Below are 23006 nucleotides of genomic sequence, written 5' to 3' on the forward strand. Positions count from 1 at the left end.
AGGGGGCTTTTCACATGCGTCCGAGCACGCGCGGAGACGGTAGGCGACGTCGCTTCCTGCCCGCCGCCATCACCGTCCTCTGCTCCGCCCTGGCCGTCGCGGGGACCCAGTTCCTGCTGCCGGACCGGGCCAGCGGCACCAGCTTCCAGCAGTCCCAGCGGGTCGGCCTCGCCGCGGACTCGCACGGCTCCACCCACTTCGACATCCTGGACGCGACCTGGACCACCGCCCACATCAACCAGAAGGGCATCCACCTCAACCCCAAGGACACCGGCCTGGTGGTGACCTACCTGGCTCCGGTCGGCCGCAACCCGGGCGAGCGGGGTGACTGGGTCGGCATCTACGAGAAGGGGCGGATCGACAAGGCCCACCGCAAGGACTGGGACTGGGTGTGTCCCAACGAGCACGCGCGCTGCATGGACTACGGCGCGGCCGTGATCCCGGCCGGCGACGACGGTCTGTTGTCGGCCGCGACCTACACCGTGGCGTACTGGGCCGGTGGCACCAGCGAGTCCAACGGAACCCCCGCCGCGACCATCGACTACGTGGTGCCGTGGTGAACCGATCCCCCGTCGGCGCGCACGGCCGACGCCTCCGCGAGACCACCCTGTCCGGTTGCCTCGCCTTCCTCCTCGCCCTCGTCTCCACCCTCACGGTCCTCGGCACCCCGGCCGCGGCCCAGCCGGCGGAGCAGAACCGCGACGTGGCCACCAACTACCTGCACATCGTCCAGCAGATCGTGGAAGCGGCCAGGAACGCGGAGCGGCCGGTCGCCGGGCCGTCCACCGGACACCGCCGGGGACACCGGGCCACCACCGGAGCCGGCCCGGCCCGCGCCAACCCCACCGACCTGGCCCGCCCGATCGGTGGCCACCCGCGTGAGGGCTTCGCCCTCATCCCCCTCGACTCCCTGAACTGGCGCACCGACATGCCCTCCATCAGCCTGGTGATCCGCCTGGACACCATGTACGTGATGGGCTTCTACCAGCGGACCCTCAGCCGCACCTTCTTCCGCTTCAACGAGGCGAGCCTGGGCCAGGCGCCGCCCGAGCTCTTCCCGGGCGAGGGCCCGCTGAACACCGTGACCCTGCCCTTCACCAGCCGCTACGGCGAGGGCGGCATGGGTGGGCCGGACGTGTGGACCCGGACCGTCACGGGCGACAACCTGCGGGACGCGGTCCGCGACCTGGGTCGGGTCACCGTCCAGAACATGAACGAGGCATGGGTGGGGCCCTCCCTCGCCCGCCTGGTCATGACCCTGGTGGAGGGCGCGCGGTTCAACAACGTCCGGGACGCCGTGCACACCGCGCTGAGCGGTGAGCAAAGCTGGCCGGCGGCCGAGTACCAGCCGTACATCACCAACTGGGCCACCCTCTCCCAGGCCGCCCGCAACGGCGACTACACCACCACGCTGAGCGCCGGAGCCCTCATCCTGTTCATCACCTGGGTACGCGCCAACGTCAACATCCTCCAGATGCCCCAGGGCAGCAAGCCCCCTCGGCTGTGCTCGGGCACCGGGGCCGACACGACACCCTGCGCGTCGGCCCTGACCTCCGAGGACCGGCTCGAACCCGTCGACGGCCTGCCGGACTGGAGCGAGGCCGGCTACCGGGGCGGCGAGGCCCTGCCCGACCACCAGCAGTACAGCGTCGAGCCCGCCTGCCGGATCACGCCGACCAAGCTGGCCGACACCTACGGCGTCAAGGCGGACGACGGCAAGGACGACTCGGCGGGTCTGCAACGCGCCATCGACGACATCCGCACCCGATGCGCCGGCGACGCCAACTTCGACCAGCTCTCGCTGATCACGCTGCCCAGCGGCCAGGTCGACATCTCGCGCCAGATCTCCGTGGACGCCGACTACCTGGTCATCCGAGGCCAGGGCAGCGACCCGGGCGACGAGCGGCGCACCCGCGTCGTCTTCCGCCCGGACGCCGACACGCGGTACGACACCCTCAGCAAGGACGGCAGCCGCTGGGACCCGGACTCGATGACGTACGAGGCCGGCGCCGACACCGCCAAGGGGGGTTGGATCTGGCCGGGTCGCGGGCTGTTCCGGGTGCAGACCCGGGAGGTCGCCACCCGCTACGCCGACGAGTGGGCCGCCGCCCCGGCCAACCGCAAGGACCTCTACGAGGGCTCGGTCAACCAGCACTGGGCCTCGGGCGTCAAGCTGCGCGCGGCGGCCGACGCGCCCGGCTACGCGGCCCGGGAGGGCGGTCGGGTCATCCACCTCGACGCCAAGGCGAACATGTCCCGCTTCCGGCCCGGCGGACACCTGTGGGTGGGCGCCGCCAACAGCCGTAAGTTCTACGAGCTACAGGGAGCCACGGACGAGACGCGCTTCGACGACCTGCACATGCGTCAGCAGGTCTTCCGGATCGCCGCCGTGGACGCCGACGGTCGCACCGTGACCATCGACAAGCCACTGGAGTTCGACGTGCCCGTCGACTCCTCCTCGGACGGCTCCACACCGATCGGCACCACCGCGTACGCCAGCAAGGTGACCCCGCTGAAGATGGTGGTGGGTGTCGGGTTCGAGAACTTCGCCTTCACCCAGGACATGCCGAAGCTGGACGCGAAGCAGGCGAAGAACAACTACGGCAACCTGGCACCCGAGTCCGCGATGCACGGCCTGGTCTTCAAGTGGGCCGCCGACTCCTGGGCCCGTGGCGTACGCGCCGAGATGACCGGCTCCCACCCGATCGTCACCGAGGTCGCCAAGAACCTCCAGTTCGAGAGCAACCACCTGGAGGGCGCCTGGAACAAGGGCAAGGGCGGCAACGGCTACCTCCGAGGCAGCCGTGTCTGGGACTCCCTGTACGCCTACAACACCACCCGCGACCTGCGGCACTTCACCCTCCAGTGGTCCGCGTCGGGCAACGTCGTCTACGCCAACGACTTCGACTCCGACCTGAACCTGCACGGTGGTTGGGAGCGCCGCAACCTGTTCGAGAACAACACCGTACGCGTGCCGTACGAGCACTACTCGGGCAACTGCACCGCCCGCTGTGGCGGCGAGGGCGGCGACGTGGAGGCCGGCACCTGGTACCCGATCTGGTGGGCGGCCGGTGAGAAGGCCGTGAAGTGGGCCGGGTCCTCCGGACCGCAGAACGTCTTCCACAACAACGTCCTCACCAAGCAGCTCACCAAGGGCGGCCCCTACGTGGAGTTCCGGCCGTACAGCAGGTCGGGAGCGGACAAGCAGCCGATCCACCAGTTCGGTTCGGCCGCCGACGACCCCGCCCGCTTCCAGCACCTGACCAAGGACGGTGCGCCGATCCCGGACTGGAACGGACACGAGAGCGCGGACTACGGCGGCGGCGGGGGCGTACACAGCTCCCGCACCGCCCCGGGCGCCTCGCTCTTCCTCCAGTCCCCCCGCTAGCGACACCCCCACAGACCCCGACGCCCAGGCGTCGGGGTCTGTGACGTCCCCCCGCGCACGGCCCCCCGTCACCTCCGCTCGTCGTACCGGGCACCGTCCCCGGTCAGGCACCCTTCTCCCACCCCCAGCGATGAGGTCCCGGGGGCCGGGGGGGGGAGGGGCCGTTCCCGCCGTCCGGGTGGGCGAGGCAGGATGAGGCGGTGATCACGCAGATATCGCGGGACAACCTGCCGCTGCTGGAGAGCGCGGTCCGCCGCTTCCGGGGAGCCGGGGACGTCGAGGACGCGCGGGCGTTCGCTGGCGCGCCTGCCGCGCTCGCCTTTGTGGCGAGTGAGGGGGCGGCGGTCCTCGGGTGGTGCTGGGGTCACCACCTCGCGCGCCCGGACTCGGCTCCGATGCTCTACCTCCACCACCTGGAGGTGGCCGAAGCCCATCGCCGGCGAGGCGTGGGGCGGGAGCTTGTCCGTGCCTTCATGGCGGCCGGCGCCAAGGGCGGGGCCACCAAGATGTTCCTGACCACCGGGGTGGCGAACGCAGCGGCCCGCGCGCTCTACGAGTCCCTCGGCGGCGGGCTCGCTGAGCAGGGACGCACGGAGAACTACTGGTTTCTCCTCGATCCCTGGCAGGGCCGCGCGTAGCCGTCTGCCACCGCCGGCCCCCCGCCGAGGGGCGTGTGTGGGCGTAGTGGTGACCAGGATGCGTGCCGCACGGCTGAGTGCCGGCAGGCGCGGAGCGGGGCGATACGGGCCGGCCCCGGGCCGAGGGCTCGGCGCGCCGCGCACGCGCGCCTTGGCGGCGGCCGGGGCGCGGTGCGTGGTGGTATGCCGGAGGGGGCTCCGCCGCGCCAGCGGCGCACCCACGGGAGTGGCGGGTCGTGACGAGCGGGGCGCACGACCGGTCGACGTGGACGGTCACGTTCCGATGAAACTGACGGTCTCCGTCACGTCGGCCCGCCCGGTGCGCAGCCGTGGCACACCCTCCTGCTCGAATCCCACCGCCATGCCGCAGAACAGCACGAGCCCGTCACCGGCTCCGACGATCTGGCTGACGGTCTCGCGGTACACCGTCCACATCACCTGGGGGCAGCTGTGCAACCCTTCCGCCCTCAGGAGCAGCATGACCGTCTGCAGGTGCATCCCCGCGTCCGCCCACTGACCGGGCCCCATCGTCTGGTCGAGGTAGCAGAACAGAACGGCCGGGGCCCCGAACGCCGCCGCGTTCAGGGCGGCGATGCGCACGGGCCGGTCGGGGTCGTCGCGTTCGATTCCCAGCGCCGCGTACCGTTGGGTCGCGGCGGCGACGAAGCGGTCCACGTACGGCGAGGCCAGCTCGGCCGGGTACATCGGGTACTCCCGCTCGTCACCCGGGTCTCCCGCCAGCGCCCTGGCCGTCGCGCGCCGCTTCAGCTCGGCCAGGGGTTCGCCGGTCACGACGTACACGTGCCACGGCTGGAGGTTGCCGCTCGACGGGGCCCGCGCCGCCGCGGTCAGCACGCGTTCGAGTACCTCCCTCGGCACCGGCTCGTCGCTGAACGCCCGCACGGCCCGACGGCTTTCCACGGCCTCGTACACGTCCACGGCTGCTCTTCCTCTCGTACGCGGGCCGCCCGGGTGCGCTCGCGGGGCGGGCCGACAGGGTGTGGTGGGAGGGTGGTTCGGCGCTCGCGGGTTGGCCGGTCACTCGTACCGGTACGTGAGCGAGTCCGCCTCCGCCTGCTCGATGTCGGCGATCGTCAGCTCCGGCATCCGCAGTTGAGCCAGCGTCACCTCGGCCGAGGTCGGCTGCGCGTCCGCCGGCAGCCACTGCTCCGGCTTCCAGGCGCCGCTGCGCAGCAGCGACTTGGGGCAGTGCGGGTAGACCTCCTCGATTCCCACCACCAGGGCGCTGGCGGGCGGCTTGCCCACGGCGGTCAGCTGCGAGAGCAGCTCCGGGCGGGTGGAGACGCAGGCCCGGCCGTTGACCCTGAGGGTCGTGGTGCGCCCGGGGACGACGAACAGCAGCCCGGCCCGGCCGGTGGCGATGACGTTGCGCAGGGTGTCCAGACGCCTGTTGCCGGTCGCGTCCGGTATCGCTACCGTCCGTGAGTCCAGGACGGCGACGAATCCGGCGGGGCCGCCGCGCGGGGAGACGTCACAGTTGCCCTCGGCGTCCGCGCTGGCCACCAGGACCAGTGCCGAGCATCCGATCAACCGCCGTGTCTGGTCCGTGAGTTCGGTCATCTGCTTGCGTACGGCCGCGTCGCTGGGGAGTGCGTAGGCCTGGCGCAGCGCCTCCTGGTCGGACACGGCGTCGAGGCGGAGCGAGTCGAAGGCACTGCCGGTGAGGAGTGGTGTCATGCCCCCGACCCTAATCCGGCCGCTCGCGAGCGAGACCGCCAGGTCGCCCGCCGTGGCGGGCCACCGCCGAGCCGCCCGGCCGAGTGGTGGTGCGTGGTAAGGGGGTTGGCCGTATCGGGTGGGCTGTCGGCATGGCGCCGGGTCAGTCAACCCGCATCCCGGCACGACAGGCTTCCAGGAAGCGCCCGCTGACAACTCCCAGGCGTGCGGCGGTGGCGCGAAGGTGTGCGGCCAACTCCGGGTGGGGCGAGACCGCGGGGCTGTTACCGGGTCGGTGACAGGGCCCACAGGCGGTGGTCCCAGCCGATGTCGTGGCAGGCTGTCGTCCGGAGGCCCGCGTGGGTGGCCAGGGTGGTCAGCTCCCGCTCGGTGCGTACTCCGGAGCCGAAGGACGCGGTCAGGCGCAGATGGTGCAGCGCGTCGTCCAGGTCGTCGGGGTCGGCCGCCACCACTCGCTCGATCAGCACCAGACGTCCGCCGTCCGCGAGCCCGGTCGCGGCCTCCCGCAGGGTGAGCACGGCATCCTCGGCGGGCAGCCGCTCCAGGTGACGGCAGAGCAGCAGCGTCCGCGCGCCCGGCGGTACGGCGGCCGTGTGCGCGACCAGTTCCACGCGCGGCAGCACGTCCGCGTCCAGGACGCGCTCGGCGAGCACGGCCAGCTCCGAGGGGAGCGCGCCGATGCGTACGCGTAGCGTGGGGAACGCCTTGACCAGGGCGTTCACCACCGTGCCCGCGCCCGGCCCGGCGGCGGTCAGCGGCTCCGCCGACGACCAGTCGTACGCCCCGACCGCGCCCGAGGCGATCCACCGGGCCTCCTCCTCCACCGCCCGACGCGCCGTGCCGCCGACTGCGACGTCCGTGCGCAGCGCATCGGCCAGCGGCTCGCCCCCGGGGGTGCGCGCCACGGGCGCGCCGCCGCGCACCGCGTGCGCGAGTCCCGCGAGCGAGAGGTCGAACGCCGCCTGCGCGCCCCGCAGGTCGTACTCCTGGAGGGAGTGGTCGTCCTCGACGAGTTCCTCGCCCACGGCGGCCAGCCGGTAGCCGTCGGCCTCCCGCGCGCACACGTCCAGGGCGGTGAGGTAGTCGAGGAGGGCGGTGAGTGTGCGCGGGCTCGCGCCGGTGCGGCGCGCCAACTCCGCGACCTCGCCCACGCCCTGGTAGAGGAGGTCGACCAGGCCCAGGGTGACGGCGGCGCGGATGGCCAGGCCCGGTGCCAGGTCGGTCAGCTCGTGCAGCCGCGCGTGGGCGTCCTCCTCCTCGGTCGCGGGCTGGCCGTCCGAGCGGGGGGCGGCGTCGGGGGTGGGCTCGGCGCGGCGCCAGTAGCCGGTGATGTGGGTGTGTTCGCGGGGAACCTGGCGGTCCACGGCCAGGTGACGGCGGATGCCCTTGAGGGTCGTGGCCTCGCCGGCCGCCCAGACGAAGACCGAACCGGCCGGCCACTCCATCGCGCGCACGGCCCGCTCCAACAGGTCCGTACCGCCCGCCGGGGCCCCGTCCCGCACCAGCCAGGTGATCTCGGCCTCCGCCGAGGTCGGCAGCTCCTGGCGGTGGCTCGCCTCGCCGACCTCGACGAACACCCGGGCGCGGGTGCCGGCCGGCATCTCGGCGAGCCAGCGCGCGATCGCCGGCAGCGCCGTCTCGTCGCCGATGACCAACAGCCAGTCAGTGCCCTCGGGCGCGCTGTGCGACATCTTCGGCCCGGCGATCCAGGTGACGTCGCCGGGCGCGACGCGCCGCGACCACGCCGAGGCGACGCCGCCGGCATGGCGTACGAAGTCGAAGTCGATCTCGCCGGCCACCGGGTCGAACCGCACCGGCGTGTAGTCCTTGGCCAGCGGTCGGGCATCGGTCGGCCAGTCGAGGCTGCTCACGTTCTGCCGGGGCAGCACCGGGGCGAGGCCGTCCCGCTCGGCGAAGAAGAACTTGACATGGTCGTCGAAGCCCTCGGTACGCAGCGGCGGCAGGTCCAGCCCGTCCCGGTGGAAGGCCCGTAGCTGCGGGCCGCCGAGGGTCACCCGCCGCATGCCCGGCGTGACGTCCGCGACGCGCAAGACGGTCAGTTCCCGCAAGACGATGGGGAAGGTGACGACGGAGCGGGGGCTGCGGACGGACATCTTCGGGTCTCCTTCGGTCGGCCGGGCCCCGCCAGGCTAGGGACGAACGTCGCCACCGCATCCAACCGACGGACCAGGTAGGCCACACTGCGCGCCCCGGCCCCCCTGCACCGGTCCCGCCACGTCGCGGGCGCCGACGCGCGCCGTGGGACCCGGGCCGCGCGATCCGGCCGCCGGGTTCGACGATCCCGCCCGCCCGCTTCGACACCGGCGTGCCCGGCGGGCCTACGGTCACCACGGTGTCCACCCGATCTCCCGCCGCCGCGCGGCTGCTGCGCCAGTGCCTGACCACCGCGCGCCCCGAGCTCACGCGCTCCGTGAGCTGGGCGACGCTGCGCCAACTCGCCTTCCTCTCCCTGCCCTGGCTGCTGGGCCGCGCCGTCGACCACGGCGTACGACACGGGGACACCGCCACCGCCACTGCGTACGCCGTGGTGTTCCTGCTCGCCGCGACGGCCGAGTACGCCGGCATGCGCGGGTGGCAGCGGTGGAGCAACCTCGCCGAGGCGCGCGCCGGGGCCCGGCTGCGGACCGGGCTGTCGCGCGCCGTGCTGGCCGTCGACGCCGACACCCTGGAGCGCGGCGGCGACCTGGCGGTGCGCGCCACCCGCGACGTGGACGTCATCCTGGCGTGGGTGCACGGTCTGACCACCTGGGTCGTCATCGGACTGACCGGACTCCTGCTGGGGCCCGCGCTCTTCGGGCTCAACCCGTCGCTGCTGCTCGTCGCGGCCGGCACGGTGCCCGTCCTGCTCGTCGTCAACCGCGTCTTCCCCCCACGGTTCGCCCGCCGCGCCGAGCGGCTCGCCCGCGCCCACGGCCGGCGCGGGGGCACCGTCGAGGAGCTGCTGGCCGCGCTGCTGCCGCTGCGCGGCGTGGGCGCCGAGCACCTGCTGGTCGAGCGTCACCACCGGCACAGCGCCCAGATCACCCGCCGCACCCTGCGACTGGCCGCGATCGGCGCGACGTGGGAGGCCATCGCGTTCGTGGTGCCGCTGCTGGCGGTGGTGGCGGGACTGCTGGTGGGAGGGCACGCCGCCGTCGAGGGCCGGATCACCGTCGGCCAGCTCACCACGTTCGCGCTGTGGATGGGCACCGTCTCCGTCGCCGTGAACGTCGCCGTCGACCGGCTCGGCGACCGGGCCGAGGCCCTGGTCGCCGCCCACCGCGTCGCCGAGGTGCTCGACCTGCCCCGGCCCGCCGCCGACCCGGCGGCCACCCTGCCAGGCGGGGGCGAACTGGCCCTCGCCGGGCTCACCGTGCGCCGGCCCGGCCGGGCGCCGATCGGCCCGCTCGACCTGACGGCGCGCCCCGGCGAGTGGGTCGTGCTGACCGGGCCCACCGGCTGTGGCAAGAGCACCCTGTTGCGGGCCGCCGCCCGGCTCGTGTCCGCCGAGGGCACGGTGTGCCTCGGCGGGCGCGAGGTGGCCGACGTCCACCCCGACACGCGGTACGCGCGGTTGGGGTACGTCCCCGAACACCCGCTGCTCCTGGACGGCACCATCGCCGACAACCTGCTGCTCGGCGGCGACCGCGACGCCGCCGAGCTGGCCGAGGCCAGCGCGGCGGCCGGGCTCGATCTCGTCCTCGCGGGCCTGCCGGCCGGGCTGGGGACACCGGTCGGCGAGCGGGGCGTGGGCCTGTCCGGCGGCCAACGTCAACTCGTCGCGCTGGCGATGGTGTTGCTACGGGACACCCCGGTGCTGCTCCTCGATGACGTGACCTCGGCGTTGGACGCCGCGACCGAGGCGCGGGTGCTGGCCCGGCTGCGGCGGGCCACCGCCGACCGGGTGGTGGTCATCGCCTCGCATTCGCCCGCCGTCCGCGCCCTGGCCGACCACGAAGTGGCCGTCGGGGCCGGCGTGACCACCGACCGACCCCCCGCCCCGGAGGCCCGCCATGACTGACCCGTCCGACACGCGAGCCGGCCACGCCCCAGCGGCGACACCGGCATCCCCCGAGCCACTTCCCACCGGTGGCTGCGTCCCAGGTCCCGCATCCCACGCGGCAGGTCCCACACCCCACGCGGCGCCCCGCCGGGAACCGCCCTCAGGCGCGCGCTCGCCGTCCGGCGCCCCGCCGCGTGAGGCCCCGGCCGCCGCCCCGTACGTCCCCACCCTGCTGGCCGAACTGCCGGACCAGCGCGCGGTGTTCCGCCGTGCCTTGCCCTTCCTCGCGGGGCACCGGGCCGCCCTCGCGCTCACCGGCGCCCTCAACCTGGCCGCCGCCGGCCTGGTCGTCGCGGTCACCGCGTGCGTGGGGCGGACCATCGACGCGGCGGGCGCGGGGGAGCGGGGCGCCCTGTCGCGCTGGGTGCTCGTCCTGCTGGCGTGCGTGGTGCTCAGCGGTGGTACGGCGTGGGCCTCGCGCTACTGCCTGGTCCGCGTCGGCGAGCTGGTGCTGGCCCGACTGCGGGAGCGGGCCACGGCGGCGGTGGGTGCCGCGCCGCTGCGCTTCCTGGAGGCCCATCGGGACGGGGACCTGCTGCGCCGGCTGACGGGTGAGGTCGCGGGGCTGGCCTCGTTCGTCGGCGGCACGCTGCCCGACCTGGTGACGGCGGTGGCCGTACTGGGCCTGACGGGGGCCGTACTGGCCGCCTACTCCTGGCCGCTCGCGCTGCTGCTGGCGCTCGCGTTCCTGCCCGCCGCGTACGTGATCACGCGCGGCTTCCACGCGAGTGCCGGCCCCGCCTACGCGGCCGTCGCGGCGGCCGAGGCGACGGTCGCCGCCCGCTTCAGCGAGTCCCTGCCGGCGCAGGAGCAACTGCGGACCTCCGGCGCGGTGCCGCGCTGGCTGGCCCGGTTCGCGGCGGACAACGACCGGCTGCTGCGCGCCCGCGAACGGCAGGTGGACGCCGAACTGCGGCTGAACCGGCTCGCGTTGCTCCAGGCCGGATGCGTGGCCCTGCTGCTGGTGGCCAGCGCGGCGCTGGTCGGCCACGGGCTGCTGAGCGTGGGCACGGCGGTGGTGTTCGTCCTCGCCACCCGGGACGTACTGCACCGCTTCGAGGACCTGGCCGGCTCGATCGGCGACGCCCGCGAGGCACACGTACGCCTGGCACGGCTGCTCGACCTGATCGCGGCGACCGCGCCGTACGGAGCGGCCCGCCCCTGCGCGGCGTCGTCTCGGCCCGGCGACACGAACCGTGACGTGCACCAGGGCGCGCGCGGCACCGCGTACCCGCAAGCGCGTGGGGCCGCGTACGGCGGCGTACGGGATGACGGCGCCGGACCCGTGCTGCCCAGGCGGGGGGAGCTGGTCGCCAGCGGTCTGCGCTTCTCCCACCGCCCGGGGCAGCCTCTCCTGGACGGGCTCTCGGTGACCGTCCGGCGCGGGGACCGGCTGGTCATCGCGGGGGAGACGGGCTCGGGCAAGTCCACCCTGGGCAAGCTGCTGGCCGGGTTGTACGAGCCGGACGGGGGCTCGGTGCGGTACGCGGGCCACGACCTGGCCACCATCGGTGAGGCGGGGCGTCGCGCGCGGATCGTGCTGGTCCCGCAGGAGGTCGTCCTGCTGCGCGCGACCCTCGCGCGGAATCTCGCCCTGACCGGGGGCCGCCCGGACCGGGCCCGGGTCGCACACGTCCTGGAACAGCTCGGGCTCACCGCGTGGGTGGCCTCGCTGCCCGCCGGGCTCGACACGCCGGTCGGGCCGCGCGCCCTGTCGGCGGGGGAGCGCCAGCTGGTCGCGATCGCACGGGCCGCGCTCACCGACCCGGCGGTGCTGATCCTGGACGAGGCGACGGCCGGCGTGGACCGGGCCACCGCCACCCGGATCGAGGAGGCCCTGGCGGCCATGGCCCCGGACCGTGCCCTGGTGGTGATCGCGCACCGCGCGGACACCATCGGACGCGGCCACCGACTGCTGACCCTGCCCGAAGGCCGCGTCAGCCATCTCACCTCGGAGCCGGGCCCGCGCCCACGGTGACCGGCCCACGGGCTCACCGGACGGTGGGCTCGCCCGCGCGCGGACCGGACCACCCTGGTCACCCTGCCCGCGGGGCACACCCACGGCCAACCAGTCACACCCACCCGCGTACCAGCCAACCCGCCACTCGACCAACCTGCCAGCCGACCAACACGCTCGCCCGCCCATCGGTCGACAGTCTCCCACCCGTCGGCCACGCCAGCCAGCCAATCAACCAACCTGACAGCCAGCAACCCGTCAACCCGATCCCCAGTCACCCAACGCGCCACCCCCGTAGGGGGAGTCCGGTGGTGTCGGCGGGCGGTGTGGGTGTCGGCGACGACGCGTGCGGGCCCGCCTCCGGAGAGGCGGGCCCGTCACGTGGGTACCGGGAGGTCAGTGGCCCGCGACCGCCTTGGCGAGGATGGGGGCGAGCTGTTCGGTGACCCACGGGGCGCTCAGCGCGTCGGGGTACGCGATGGAGGTGGCCAGCGAGTTGCCGGAGGGGATGACGGCGAAGTGCTTGTTCCTGACGGCTCCCAGCGAGCGGAAGAGCTTGTTGGTCTCCAGCTCCTTCGGGCTCAGCACACCCTTGTCGCCGAAGGGGTAGGTGACCAGCAGGACGTCGGCGTCGAGCTGGTCGACGTTCTCCAGGCTGACACCGTTGCGGTCCGGGCCGTAGTCGCCCGCCTTGTCGGTCTTGGTGAAGCCGAACCGCTCGAAGACGCCCGGGTCCTGGTCGGCGTAGGACATGAAGCTGATCTGCTCCGGGTGCACGACCGCGTACGTGTACGTCCTGCCCTTGAACTCGGGGTGCTTGGCCGCCGCGTCCTTCGTCACCTTCTCGTTCTCGGCGATCACCTTCTCCGCCTCGGCGGTGCGCCCGAGCGCCTTGGCCGCGGTGCGCAGCCGCTCCTGCCAGGTGAGGGTGTCCGCGTGCTTCTTGTCGGTGAAGGTGACCACGGGGGCGATGGGGGTGAGCTTGGCGTAGTCGGCCTGCATGGACCAGGAGTTCATGCCGAGAATGACGTCGGGTTGCTCGGCCGCGATGTCCTCGTACGCGGTGCCGTCGGTGTCGTCGAAGGTCTTGAGCTTGCCGGCGCCGAGCTTGTCGATGGCGCGCTGCTTGAACTCGGCGACGTCGCCGCCGTCCTCCACGTCCGGCGTGATCACCGGGACGATGCCCAGCGCGAGGGCGATCGCCGTGTCGCCGTCGGAGACGGTGGCCACCTTGACGGGCTTCTTCTCGACCTTCGTGCTGCCCCACGCGTTGGGCAGCTTCACGGGGAAGCCCGGGGTGGCCGCGCCGTCGGCGGCCGTGGTGTCACCGCCCCTGGCGTCCTTCCCGGTGTCCTGGCCGCAGGCGGTGAGCAGGCCCAGGCAGGCGGCGAGCGCGGTGGCCACGGTCAGGGTGCGGGCCGGACGGTGGGCGGGAATCGGGTGGTGCATCGGTTCTCCTACGCGAGATGGCGGCGGCCCAGCGGGAAGATCTGGGGCCGGTCGGAACGGGGATGGGGGACGACCAGGCACTCCAGGCCGAAGACCTCGGCCACGGTCTCCTCGGTCAGTACGGCCTCGGGCGGGCCCTGACGCACGATCCGCCCGTCGCGCATGGCGACGATCGTCGTGGCGTAGAGCGCGGCCTGGTTGAGGTCGTGCGAGACGAGCACGATGGTCTTGCCGGTGTCCTCGTTGAGGTCGGCGAGCAGGTCCAGCACCTCGATCTGGTGCGCGATGTCGAGGTAGGTGGTCGGCTCGTCCAGGAGCAGTACGGGGGTGTCCTGGGCCAGCGCGAGGGCGATCCACACCCGTTGCCGTTGGCCGCCCGAGAGCTGGTCGACCGGCCGGTCGACCAGGTCGGCCGTGCCGGTGGACAGCAGCGCCGCCGCGACGACCTCGTCGTCGGCCTCGGTGCGGCGCTGCCCGAACTGGCGATGCGGGTGGCGCCCGCGCCACACCAGGTCGCCGACGGTGATGCCCTCGGGCGCGACCGGCGACTGCGGCAGGATGCCCAGGCGGCGGGCCACCTCACGGGTGGGCAGCGCGTGGATGTCCCGGCCCGCCAGCAGCACCGACCCGGCCGCGAGCGGCAGCAGCCGGGCGATCGACTTGAGCAGGGTCGACTTGCCACAGGCGTTGGGCCCCACCAGGGCGGTGATCCGGCCCGGCTCGATGGCCAGCGACAGCCCCCGGACGACCGGCGTGGTGCCGTATCCGGCGCTGATCTCCAGGGCCTCCAGCCGGTCCTGGTCGGTGGCCGGGTCGGTGGGCGAGGTCTTCACGAGGGGGCTCCTGGGGTTCCCTGGGGTCCGCGCGGGCGGCGGAGGATGAGCCAGACGAAGTAGGGCGCGCCGATGAGGGCGGTGAGCACGCCGGTGGGCACCGGGCTGATCAGCGGCGCGTGTTGGGCCAGCACGTCAGCGCCGAGCACGATGACCGCGCCCGTGGGGACGGCCACCGCGACGGCCCGGTCGGCGCCCACCAGCCGCACCGCGAGGGGCCCGCTGATCAGGGACACGAATCCGATCGGCCCGGTGACGCTGGTGGCCAGCGCGGCGGCGGCAGCGCCCAGCAGCAGGGTCGCCGTGCGGGTGGCCGCCACGCGCGTGCCGAGCCCGGCGGCCAACTGGTCGCCCAGCGCCAGGCCGTTCAGCGGGCGGCCGAGCAGCGCGGCGCACAGGCCGCAGGCGGCGAGCGCGTAACCCAGGGTGTGCACACCCTCCCAGGTGGCGTCGTTGGTGCTGCCGACGAGCCAGCGCATCACCTGCGCGATGCTCTGCTGGCCGGCGACGGTGAACAGGTAGTTGACGTACGCCACGCACACCGCGCTCATGCCGATGCCGACCAGCACCAGCCGGTAGGTGTCGACGGCGCCGCCGCTGCGGCTGAGCAGGAGTACGAGCGTCACCAGGGCGAAGGCTCCGCCGACGGCGGCGGCCTGCACGCCGTAGGCGAAGGCCGGGGCGAACAGCAGGACCGTGGCGGCCCCGGCGCCGGCGCCCGCGGAGATGCCGACGATGTCGGGGGTGGCGAGCGGGTTGCGGATCAGGCGCTGGTAGAGGGCGCCGGACAGCCCGAACAGGCCGCCGGCCAGCAGCGCGGTGAGCGCCCGGGGCACGCGGACGCGGTGGATGACGTAGTCGGCGAGCCCCTCGCGCAGACCGAACGCGGCGGGCAGGACCTGCGCGGGCGCGACGCGGCCACCCAGGTCCAGCAGGAGCGAGGCCGCCAGCAGCGCGGCGAGCAGCGCGACCAGGACGACGGTGACCAGCAGGCCGCGCCGGCCACCGGCCCGGCGGGTGGCGCGCAGCCGGGCGGCGACGGCCCGCCGGGCGTCGGCCACCTCGGCCGAGACGCCGGTGGGCGGTGTGGCGCGCGGCGCGGTACGGGAGGCGGCGCGGGGCAGGGTCGGGTGCGGGGCCATGGGACTCACACCCGCACCAGGTCGCGGCGGCGGGCCAGCCAGACGAAGAACGGCGTACCCACCACGGCGGTCATCACCGACACCTGGATCTCGCCGTGGTCGATGACCAGCCGGCCCGCGGTGTCCGCGCCGACGAGCAGCACCGCCCCGCACACCATGGCCAGCGGCAGTGACCAGCGGTGGTCGGCTCCGACCAGCAGCCGCGCGCAGTGCGCGGCGACCAGGCCGACGAAGGCCACCGGACCGACGGCCGCGGTCGCCGCCGCGCACAGCAACACGGCGACGGCCGCGCACCGCAACCGGGCCCGGGTGACCCGCACCCCGAGACCCAGGGCCGCCTCCTCACCGAGGCCGAGCACGTTCAGCGTGCGGCCCAACGGCAGCGCGAGCAGCAGCCCGACGACCGCGAACGGGGCCGCCTCACCCAACACCCCGGCTCGGCCGGTGAGTTGACCCACCGACCAGAAGCGCAGATGGGCGTAGACGGCCTCGTCGCGGACGACGAGCAGGGTGATGACCGACGACATCACCGCGGCCACCGCGACGCCGGCCAGTACGAGTCCGATGGTGGAGCCGCCCGCGCCGCCGCGGGTGCCGACGAGGTAGACCAGCGCGGCGGTCACCGCGGCCCCCACCAGCGCCAGCCAGAAGTAGCCGCCGACGCCCGAGACGTCGAGGAAGAGGATGCCGAGGACGACGAAGAGGGCCGCGCCCTGCTCGATGCCGAGGATGCCCGGGTCGGAGAGCGGGTTCATCGTCAGCGCCTGCATGATGAGGCCGGACGCGCCGAGGGAGGCGCCGACGGCGAGGCCGAGGACGGTGCGTGGGATGCGCTCGGTCCACAGGACGTCGCTGTCGTAACCACCCCCGCCGGGGTGCAGCAGGATCCTGAGCACCTCGGGCGGTGCGATGTCGCGGGCACCGAGACCGATGCTCGCGATCACCAGGGCGATCAGTGTGACGCCGGCCAGCACCGCGATCGACAGGCCGCGCGAGGACGTCGTCCTGGCGGGTGTCGAGGGCGGCGGGGCGGGGCGGGCGGTCTGCGTCATGGGTGTCTCTGGGCTCCTCACCTGGGCAAGCGCAAAAGTTAGGCTAGCCTTACCTGTGTGGGTTCGGTCCAAGGTGGGAGGCGAACCGTTCACAACCAGGGGTCAGATGTCCAGGCTGGCCCGAGCGGAGGACAGCTGTGACCGAGGTGGCGTCGCACCGGGTGCGCGAGGACGAGACGGCGGTACGCGTCGTGCCCCTCGCCGACGACGACTACATCGCCGCGGGCGGCCACCCGCCGCACGTCCACGACTTCCACCAGTTCCTCTACGCGCCGGTGGGCCGCATCGTCGTCGCGGCCCAGGGCCACGAGCACGAACTGTCGGCGTCGGTCGCGCTGTGGATACCGGCGGGCGTGTGGCACAGCGCCCGCTTCGACGGCGACTCGCTCGTGGTCACCGAGTCCTTCGACGCGGACCGCTTCGCCCTGCCCCACACCGGCGCCGCCACGCTGAACGTCACCGACGCCCAACGCCGACTCCTGCTGGCCCGGATGCGCGCCACCCAGGCCCCGCAGGACGACGCGCGGGTCTTCGCCGCCCTGCGCGCCGGACACCCGGCCACCCTCCCGCTGCCCCAGCCGACCAGCCCCGCCGCGGCCACGGTGGCCAGGGAGCTGGCCCGGACGCCCAGCGACGCGCGCACCGCCGTCCAGTGGGCCGCCGACCTCTACACCAGCTCCACCAGCCTGCGGCGCGCCTTCCGCGCGGAGACCGGCATGGCCTTCTCGGAGTGGCGCACCCGGCTGCGGCTCAACCACTCACTGGAACTGCTGGCCCAGGGCCAACTCGTCGGCGCCGTCGCCGCCCGGGTCGGCTTCGTCAGCGCCAACGGCTACATCCTGGCCTTCCGCCGGTACTTCGGTCAGACACCCGGCGCCTTCGTCCGGGACGCCACCCCGGACGCCTCGCGGACGGCGGGCTGATGCCCGTACTTCACCCACCCCGCCCCGCTTTCCCGTGACACGTCTGTGACGGGAAATGTGGCGCCCGTCACCGCCGCGCACGCACCCACCCTGTTCGACTGAGGGATGCGCGCTGCCTCGTTCACCCACCCTCTCGCCGTCGCCGGGCTCCTGCTGCTCACCGCCTGCGGAACCGACACGCACGCTGAGGGCTCCTCGCCCCGCGCGGCGGACGCCACGGACCCGCCCCGCGCGACCCCCTGCGCCACCGGGCGCGGCGACGCCCCGGCCGCGTCCCGGGCCTCGGCCTCCCCGGGGCGGGTGGCCGACGCGGCCGACGGCGGTGTCCGGGTCGTCACGCGACACGAAGGGGCCACCTCCTGTGCCGAGTTCGAGGTGACCAACCGGGCGGCCGAACCCCTCACCTACACGATCTCCTTCACCGCCCAGTCGCCCTCCGGCGAGGCGCTGGACGGCGCGGAACAGACCGTCGCGTCCGTGCCACCGGGTCGCACCGTGCGCCGCGCCGTCGTCACCCGGGACCTGCCCACGACCCCGACCGACCCCACGAGTGTGCGGATCACCAAGGTCAGAAGCGTCCCCACCCGCGAGACCCCCAGCCGGCAAGGCCCCTGCCCCACCTCGGGCGTACGCCTGTACGCCGACGAGGGCAGCGCCGCGATGGGGCTGCGCGCCGTGAGTCTGCACGTGGAGAACTGCGGCACCCGCGTCACCCGGCTGAACGGCTACCCACGGCTCCAACTCCTCGACGAGGGACGCGATCCGCTCCGAGGCGTGCGCGTCCTGCGCGGCGGCTCCGCCATCGCCACCGGTACCGGAGCCGACGGCCAGCCCCGACCGCTGGCACTGCGACCCGGCGAGCGCGCCTACGCCGTCCTGGTCTGGCGCAACACCGCCGACACCGTCGGCGAGCCCGCACACGCCCCGTACGTCCGGGTGTGGCGAGAGCCCGGCGCCACCCCGGTGACGGTGACCCCGGAACTCGACCTCGGCACGACGGGCCGGGTTGGCATCGGGCCGTGGAAGAAGAGCGACGAGCACCCGGCCGGCGCCCCCACCACCGACCACCCGCCGGCCCGCCCCACGTCCTGACCCCACGCCCCGCCGTACACGGTGGGACACGCGCGGCACGCCCCGCCGCGTACGGCCTCCGTCACGGACCAGTAGCGCCGCGCGCCCGCCCCGTACCCCCGCCCCGCGCGCGTGCGGCCGACCCCGCCCCGTCCCGCGAGCGGGGTGACGGTTCGGTCCGATGCGACGGGTAAGGCATGATCGGGGGATGTCTGATCGCATCATCGCCGCCTGTGACGGGGCGGCCAAGGGGAACCCCGGACCGGCCGGCTGGGCGTGGGTGGTCGCCGACGCGGAGGGCCGCCCCGAACGCTGGGAGTCCGGGCCGCTGGGTCGCGCCACCAACAACGTGGGCGAACTCACCGCACTGCGGCGCCTGTTGGAGTCGGTGGACGCCGACGTGCGGCTGGAGGTGCGGATGGACTCCCAGTACGCCATGAAGGCCGTCACCCAGTGGCTGCCGAGCTGGAAGCGCAACGGGTGGAAGACGGCGGCCGGCAAACCCGTCGCCAACCAGGACCTCGTCCAGGCCATCGACGCGCTGCTGGCCGACCGCGACGTGCAGTTCCAGTACGTGCCGGCCCACCAGGTGGACGGCGACCCGCTGAACGCGATCGCCGACCAGGCCGCGAGCGACGCGGCCCTCACCCAGGAGGCCGCCGGCACCGCGTACGGCGCCACGCGCATGCCGGAACCCGCGCCCCAGCGCGCCACCCCGACCCGCGCCCGATCCGGCGGTGCGGCCAAGCGGCCGGCCCGAGCGGCCGCCGGCGGCGGCTCGCGCACCATCAAGGCCAAGTTCCCCGGCACCTGCCCGTGCGGCACCTCCTACGCCGCCGGCGAGTCGATCGCCAAGCTCGGCACCCGGTGGGGCCACCCCGCGTGCCGCGCCACCGTCGCGGAGGGCGCGTAGCCCTGAACCGCGCGGTCCGGGTTCCCGGACCCGGCCCCGGGCCGAGCCCGAACCGGGGCGCGCGCCGCCCGCGCGAGCACCCCCGACGCCGACGCGCCGGGGGTGCTCGCGCGGGTGAGCCCGATCCTCCAGGAGATCCGGCGCGTCGCGGCGTCGTGCCGGGAACCCGTCGCCGCCCCAGCCCCCCGACGGGGGCGACCAGCAGGGCCCGGCCGCGACCCCGCCCCTGACTCTTCACCGCGCCGCTCACGCCCCACTAACGCTTCGCTGTCCCGCCCGGCCCGGGGTCGCTCCGCGCGGCGGATTGGCACCTTGCGATAACGAGCCCGCGCTCGCGCCCGCGCGCGAAAAGCACCGCCATTACGCCGGTCGCACCTCCGATCGGCCCCGGGAGATCGCAAGAGTCAAGCCAACTCTTGCCCGGACCGTCCCGGCCGCCAGTCGGCCCAACTCCGCGACGCGGCACGCCAGTCGAACCCACCGACCCCGGACCCGCACCGGCTCGGGTGGGGCGCTCGTCCCCGTGCCGCCGACGCCGGTCCGGGCGGTGCCGGCGTCGACGACCCTCGCGCGCGCGGCGCCCCGGCGGGCCGCCCCCCCCGCGACCGCTCACCTCACCCCGGCCTCATCGCCTCACCACAGGGGGCCGAAGCTGACGTTGGTGTTGTGCTGGCTGATCGGGGTCACACCCGATCCGACGACGCTCGCGTTGTTGTTGTTGTTCGTGGCCCCCGAGCCGTTGGCGTTCTGTTGTGTCGTGGTGGAGTTCCCGAGGTTCAACCCCGCGACCCCGCTACCGATCAGCGCGGCGTCGCCGTCATTCGACTCGGCCTTCGCGAGTCCGGCCGCGAGCGCACCACTGTCCGCCTGGGCCACCCCGCCCATCAGGAAAATGGCCAGTGGAAGCGCGGCGACGGCGGCCAGAACGCGAGCGGTGCGAGTGCTTGCCATGTCAATTCCTCCTGGAATCACGGGAGTTGAGCCATGCGTCGAGGCGGTGGGCCCACCGCCTCGACGCCGTGTCGACGTCGCGAGACCAGAGTTGCCCACCGGCCCCGCGAGGAACGCGGCGCGGCCCGCGATTCCCCCGCAAGCATGAGAGGCCGCCGGTAAACCCGCGCGCCCCAACCGGCCCTACCCGACACCCCGTTCGACCCCGGTCGGGTCGCACGCCCCGCGCCACGTCCCGGCCTCCTCCGGCACCAAACCGTTCCTGCGCCCGACCCGCCGCCACTCACCCCACCCGGCGCACGCCGGGCGTGCCCCCCACACCCCCGATGCCCGCGGACCACCCGACCCGGCCCCGAACAGGGAGTCGTCCCCCTCCCTCGTACGGGTAGTGCCGGGGGCGTCCGCGACCCGGCCCCGCTCCCCGCCCAGCACCATGGTCGGCGGCCAGGACCGCACCCCAGGAGGCCCACGTGAGCACCGTGCAGAAGCCCCCGCAGTGCCCCGCCTGCGGCACCCGCCCGCTGTGGAAGGACACCAGCGCGATCAGATCGGGCAGGGAGGACCGCTGGCTCTGGTACTGCACGACCTGCCTGCGCACCTACCACCCCACCGGCGACCACAAGCGCCGATACGCCTGACCCCGCGCCCCCTCGAGCCGCCCCACCCACCACCCACACGCCGGCGCTGGCCACGCGCCCCCGAGAGGCCAGGAACGCACACCCCGGGTGGAGCCGGAGGCCGCGCCCGGGGTGGGCCTCGGACACCAGGGGGAGGAGGACCGAAGAACTAGGGGCCGCCCCCAGGGGATGACAGGCACCACGCGCGAGAACGCCAGCCCCACCCCGAGGCAGGGGAGGCGCCCCCACCCCGGGGCGGAGCCCACCCGGAGCCGTACCCGGAGCCGTACTCAGGGCCGTACCCGAAGCGGGCGGCCGCGCCCGGGAGGGGCGGCGCCCGCCCAGGGGAAACGAGCGAAGAGCCAGAGGAGACGAGGGAGGGGAAGGCCCGCCCCGGGGAGCAGGCGCCTCAGTCGGGCCACATCGTGGCCCGTATGGCGTCGGCGAGCAGCGAACGCGCCACCGTCACCCGCAGCCGCGCCTCCTCCCAGCGTTGCCACGCCGCCTCCCGGACGGCGTCCGGCGCGTCCGGCTGGCGCCTCAGGGCACGCAGGCTCTCGGCGGCCTCCTTCACCGCCAGGCAGGCCGCGTCCGCCAGTTCCGTGATGGCGACGGGGCTGCACTCGCGCACGGTGTACGTCGTCTGCAACGCCACCGCGAGCGCGCCCCGGACAACGGAGTCCTCCTCGTCCACGGGCCGGCCCGCGCGCACGGCCGCCTCGCACGCGTCCACGGCGATCACCGCGGCCGACAGGTGCTCGTGGAACGCCCCGTACGCCGCCCGCCGCCACTCCTCAAGCCGCCGCTCCCGGTCCAACTCACCGGAGTCCACCTGCTGGGACCGCGCCGAGCGCCCGCCGAGGAAGGCGCCGAGCCCCGCGGCCGCCACGGTCGCGAACCCCGCCAGCCCGGCCGCCCACACCGCAGCCTCCCCCTGATCCATACACCGATACTGCCGCTCGCCCCCACCTCACCGACACCCACAGCCCACCAGAACCACGGGCACAACACCGGTGACGCCACCCGGGCTTGCCCTACCCGCGGCCCCACGGACAGCCGTCCGGAGCGCGACCTGGTCCACAGCTGGTCCACACGTGCTGGCCAACACTGGGACAGCCGCGAACCGAAGTGAGACACCCCCAACGCCGAAGGGGCGCCCCGCACTTCGGGGCGCCCCTGGTGACCAGCTAAAACGCTGAACTGGGCGGAGGCTGAGGGATTTGAACCCTCGGTGACGTCGCCGCCACGACGGTTTTCAAGACCGAAGCGGCGGCGAGGTGGGCAGGCCCCTGACCTGCACGTTGGTGCTGGTTGAGTACAAGTGGTGGTGCAGTGGCCCGCGTAGGGCTCACGAGTACGGGTGATGAGTCCTTGATCTTGAGTCTCGGACAGTGGGCGATAGCCTCGTACGAATTGAGCTAACGAGAAGGGCGTCATGGCCGCTTTAAGGAGATTGCGCGATAGGTCGCGATCGATGAAAGTTGCAAAAAACCGGTCCCTTGCCAGGTAAACCCGCAGGTCAATTACTCTGCTCCCCGCGCACGCGGGGATGGACCGCCCTGCAACAGCCGGTGGCCCTCCGACGCCGCCTGCTCCCCGCGCACGCGGGGATGGCCCCAGGATGCGCATTCAGGCGATGGAAGACCAGATCTGCTCCCCGCGCACGCGGGGATGGCCCCGGGAGAACGTGGTTCCGCGGTGTCCTGGGAGAACTGCTCCCCGCGCACGCGGGGATGGCCCTCTGTCGGGTGCTGGGGTGTCCGAGGGCGAGGACTGCTCCCCGCGCACGCGGGGATGGCCCTTCCTGGCACCACGCACAGTCGGCCGCTCGTAACTGCTCCCCGCGCACGCGGGGATGGCCCGTGACCTCGGAAGCCGAGCATGTGTGCCCAGGCCTGCTCCCCGCGCACGCGGGGATGGCCCCCGGTGCGGTCTCGCTGGCGTGCTCCGCAGAGCCTGCTCCCCGCGCACGCGGGGATGCCCCCAGCTCATCGCCAAGGGCCTGATCAAGGACTGAGCCGTCCTACGTTGGCCCGCGCCCGACCCGGACAACCTGTTCAACACTGGGACGCGGCCGAGCTGAAGTGAGACACCCCAACGCCGAAGGGGCGCCCCGCACTTCGGGGCGCCCCTGGTGACCAGCCAAAACGCTGAACTGGGCGGAGGCTGAGGGATTTGAACCCTCGGTGACGTCGCCGCCACGACGGTTTTCAAGACCGTTCCCTTAGGCCGCTCGGGCAAGCCTCCCTTGCCCCGCCGACCTGCCGCGAGGCGTCTACAGCCTAGCGGCTCCGTGGGGGCGGTCGCCGCC

At 73.9% G+C, this 23006-nt stretch carries 18 protein-coding genes, 1 tRNA gene and 1 CRISPR repeat array; of the genes, 9 read left to right on the forward strand and 10 right to left on the reverse strand.

The window, feature by feature from the left end; translation table 11 throughout:
- Window positions 1-14 precede the first annotated feature (14 nt).
- From ACFVFR_RS06865 to ACFVFR_RS06875, 3 genes are all read left to right on the forward strand, one after another.
- Window positions 15-560 (forward strand): hypothetical protein, encoded by a 546-nt coding sequence (locus tag ACFVFR_RS06865; protein WP_383698621.1) that lies wholly within the window; start codon window positions 15-17, stop codon window positions 558-560.
- The gene (locus ACFVFR_RS06870) at window positions 557-3388 is read left to right on the forward strand and encodes a ribosome-inactivating family protein (protein WP_383698622.1); all 2832 of its coding nucleotides are present in this window, start codon (window positions 557-559) and stop codon (window positions 3386-3388) included. Before ACFVFR_RS06865 ends, ACFVFR_RS06870 begins: the two co-directional genes overlap by 4 nt.
- Before the next feature lie 200 nt (window positions 3389-3588).
- A complete protein-coding gene (locus ACFVFR_RS06875) occupies window positions 3589-4026 on the forward strand; it encodes a GNAT family N-acetyltransferase (RefSeq protein WP_383698623.1) in 438 nt (145 codons plus the stop codon).
- 273 nt (window positions 4027-4299) lie between these two features.
- On the opposite strand, the gene ACFVFR_RS06880 is transcribed toward ACFVFR_RS06875, so the two are convergent.
- From ACFVFR_RS06880 to ACFVFR_RS06890, 3 genes are all read right to left on the reverse strand, one after another.
- A complete protein-coding gene (locus ACFVFR_RS06880) occupies window positions 4300-4965 on the reverse strand; it encodes a nitroreductase (RefSeq protein WP_383698624.1) in 666 nt (221 codons plus the stop codon).
- Between the two features lie 99 nt (window positions 4966-5064).
- Entirely contained in the window at window positions 5065-5724 is a 660-nt protein-coding gene (locus tag ACFVFR_RS06885; RefSeq protein ID WP_383698625.1) for an MSMEG_1061 family FMN-dependent PPOX-type flavoprotein, read from the reverse strand.
- Between the two features lie 263 nt (window positions 5725-5987).
- Window positions 5988-7838 (reverse strand): SIP domain-containing protein, encoded by a 1851-nt coding sequence (locus tag ACFVFR_RS06890; protein ID WP_383698626.1) that lies wholly within the window; start codon window positions 7836-7838, stop codon window positions 5988-5990.
- 239 nt (window positions 7839-8077) lie between these two features.
- On the opposite strand from ACFVFR_RS06890, the gene ACFVFR_RS06895 reads away from it, so the two are divergent.
- Both ACFVFR_RS06895 and ACFVFR_RS06900 read left to right on the forward strand, forming a co-directional pair.
- On the forward strand, window positions 8078-9745 hold the full coding sequence (locus ACFVFR_RS06895; protein WP_383698627.1) for an ABC transporter ATP-binding protein: 1668 nt from the start codon (window positions 8078-8080) through the stop codon (window positions 9743-9745).
- 241 nt (window positions 9746-9986) lie between these two features.
- Window positions 9987-11765, forward strand: coding sequence for an ABC transporter ATP-binding protein (locus tag ACFVFR_RS06900; RefSeq protein ID WP_383698628.1), 1779 nt, complete (start codon window positions 9987-9989; stop codon window positions 11763-11765).
- Between the two features lie 375 nt (window positions 11766-12140).
- Here ACFVFR_RS06900 and ACFVFR_RS06905 read toward each other — a convergent pair whose 3' ends face one another.
- Genes ACFVFR_RS06905 through ACFVFR_RS06920 form a run of 4 tightly spaced genes read right to left on the reverse strand, consistent with a single transcriptional unit; the run spans window position 12141 to window position 16220 of the window.
- On the reverse strand, window positions 12141-13193 hold the full coding sequence (locus ACFVFR_RS06905) for an ABC transporter substrate-binding protein (protein ID WP_383698629.1): 1053 nt from the start codon (window positions 13191-13193) through the stop codon (window positions 12141-12143).
- Between the two features lie 8 nt (window positions 13194-13201).
- The gene (locus tag ACFVFR_RS06910; protein ID WP_383698630.1) at window positions 13202-14026 is read right to left on the reverse strand and encodes an ABC transporter ATP-binding protein; all 825 of its coding nucleotides are present in this window, start codon (window positions 14024-14026) and stop codon (window positions 13202-13204) included.
- Window positions 14023-15168 (reverse strand): FecCD family ABC transporter permease, encoded by a 1146-nt coding sequence (locus tag ACFVFR_RS06915; protein ID WP_383698631.1) that lies wholly within the window; start codon window positions 15166-15168, stop codon window positions 14023-14025. The genes ACFVFR_RS06910 and ACFVFR_RS06915 overlap by 4 nt, the downstream gene beginning before the upstream one ends.
- Window positions 15169-15173: 5 nt before the next feature.
- Window positions 15174-16220: a FecCD family ABC transporter permease gene (locus ACFVFR_RS06920; protein WP_383698632.1), complete on the reverse strand. Its 1047-nt coding sequence runs from the start codon at window positions 16218-16220 to the stop codon at window positions 15174-15176.
- A 137-nt stretch (window positions 16221-16357) separates the two neighbouring features.
- Here ACFVFR_RS06920 and ACFVFR_RS06925 point away from each other — a divergent pair, with 137 nt between their 5' ends.
- The 3 genes from ACFVFR_RS06925 to ACFVFR_RS06935 all read left to right on the forward strand — a co-directional run bounded on the left by ACFVFR_RS06925 (window position 16358) and on the right by ACFVFR_RS06935 (window position 19127).
- Window positions 16358-17143 carry a helix-turn-helix domain-containing protein gene (locus ACFVFR_RS06925; RefSeq protein WP_383698633.1) on the forward strand — a complete coding sequence of 262 codons (786 nt, stop codon included), beginning with the start codon at window positions 16358-16360 and terminating at the stop codon, window positions 17141-17143.
- Between the two features lie 105 nt (window positions 17144-17248).
- Entirely contained in the window at window positions 17249-18235 is a 987-nt protein-coding gene (locus ACFVFR_RS06930; protein ID WP_383698634.1) for a DUF4232 domain-containing protein, read from the forward strand.
- 187 nt (window positions 18236-18422) lie between these two features.
- Window positions 18423-19127 (forward strand): ribonuclease H, encoded by a 705-nt coding sequence (locus ACFVFR_RS06935; RefSeq protein ID WP_383698635.1) that lies wholly within the window; start codon window positions 18423-18425, stop codon window positions 19125-19127.
- Between the two features lie 633 nt (window positions 19128-19760).
- Here ACFVFR_RS06935 and ACFVFR_RS06940 read toward each other — a convergent pair.
- Window positions 19761-20078: a hypothetical protein gene (locus ACFVFR_RS06940; RefSeq protein ID WP_383698636.1), complete on the reverse strand. Its 318-nt coding sequence runs from the start codon at window positions 20076-20078 to the stop codon at window positions 19761-19763.
- Between the two features lie 470 nt (window positions 20079-20548).
- Here ACFVFR_RS06940 and ACFVFR_RS06945 point away from each other — a divergent pair, with 470 nt between their 5' ends.
- Window positions 20549-20716, forward strand: coding sequence for a hypothetical protein (locus ACFVFR_RS06945; protein ID WP_383698637.1), 168 nt, complete (start codon window positions 20549-20551; stop codon window positions 20714-20716).
- A gap of 388 nt (window positions 20717-21104) precedes the next feature.
- On the opposite strand, the gene ACFVFR_RS06950 is transcribed toward ACFVFR_RS06945, so the two are convergent.
- The gene (locus ACFVFR_RS06950) at window positions 21105-21638 is read right to left on the reverse strand and encodes a hypothetical protein (protein WP_383698638.1); all 534 of its coding nucleotides are present in this window, start codon (window positions 21636-21638) and stop codon (window positions 21105-21107) included.
- Between the two features lie 585 nt (window positions 21639-22223).
- A CRISPR array of direct repeats spans window positions 22224-22679; the repeat unit is 28 nt; unit sequence CTGCTCCCCGCGCACGCGGGGATGGCCC.
- 176 nt (window positions 22680-22855) lie between these two features.
- Window positions 22856-22942 (reverse strand) — tRNA-Ser (locus ACFVFR_RS06955).
- Window positions 22943-23006: the final 64 nt, after the last annotated feature.

The sequence above is a fragment of the Streptomyces sp. NPDC057702 genome (assembly GCF_042799315.1).
In the GTDB taxonomy this organism is placed as follows: Bacteria; Actinomycetota; Actinomycetes; order Streptomycetales; family Streptomycetaceae; genus Streptomyces.

Excerpts from the sequence above, each read along its gene's own strand:
- ACFVFR_RS06935 (WP_383698635.1), top strand. The coding sequence starts at position 18,423 with ATGTCTGATCGCATCATCGCCGCCTGTGACGGGGCGGCCAAGGGGAAC.
- ACFVFR_RS06890 (WP_383698626.1), bottom strand. The coding sequence starts at position 7,838 with ATGTCCGTCCGCAGCCCCCGCTCCGTCGTCACCTTCCCCATCGTCTTG.
- ACFVFR_RS06950 (WP_383698638.1), bottom strand. The coding sequence starts at position 21,638 with ATGGATCAGGGGGAGGCTGCGGTGTGGGCGGCCGGGCTGGCGGGGTTC.
- ACFVFR_RS06930 (WP_383698634.1), top strand. The coding sequence starts at position 17,249 with ATGCGCGCTGCCTCGTTCACCCACCCTCTCGCCGTCGCCGGGCTCCTG.
- ACFVFR_RS06940 (WP_383698636.1), bottom strand. The coding sequence starts at position 20,078 with ATGGCAAGCACTCGCACCGCTCGCGTTCTGGCCGCCGTCGCCGCGCTT.
- ACFVFR_RS06920 (WP_383698632.1), bottom strand. The coding sequence starts at position 16,220 with ATGACGCAGACCGCCCGCCCCGCCCCGCCGCCCTCGACACCCGCCAGG.
- ACFVFR_RS06865 (WP_383698621.1), top strand. The coding sequence starts at position 15 with ATGCGTCCGAGCACGCGCGGAGACGGTAGGCGACGTCGCTTCCTGCCC.
- ACFVFR_RS06905 (WP_383698629.1), bottom strand. The coding sequence starts at position 13,193 with ATGCACCACCCGATTCCCGCCCACCGTCCGGCCCGCACCCTGACCGTG.
- ACFVFR_RS06915 (WP_383698631.1), bottom strand. The coding sequence starts at position 15,168 with ATGGCCCCGCACCCGACCCTGCCCCGCGCCGCCTCCCGTACCGCGCCG.
- ACFVFR_RS06885 (WP_383698625.1), bottom strand. The coding sequence starts at position 5,724 with ATGACACCACTCCTCACCGGCAGTGCCTTCGACTCGCTCCGCCTCGAC.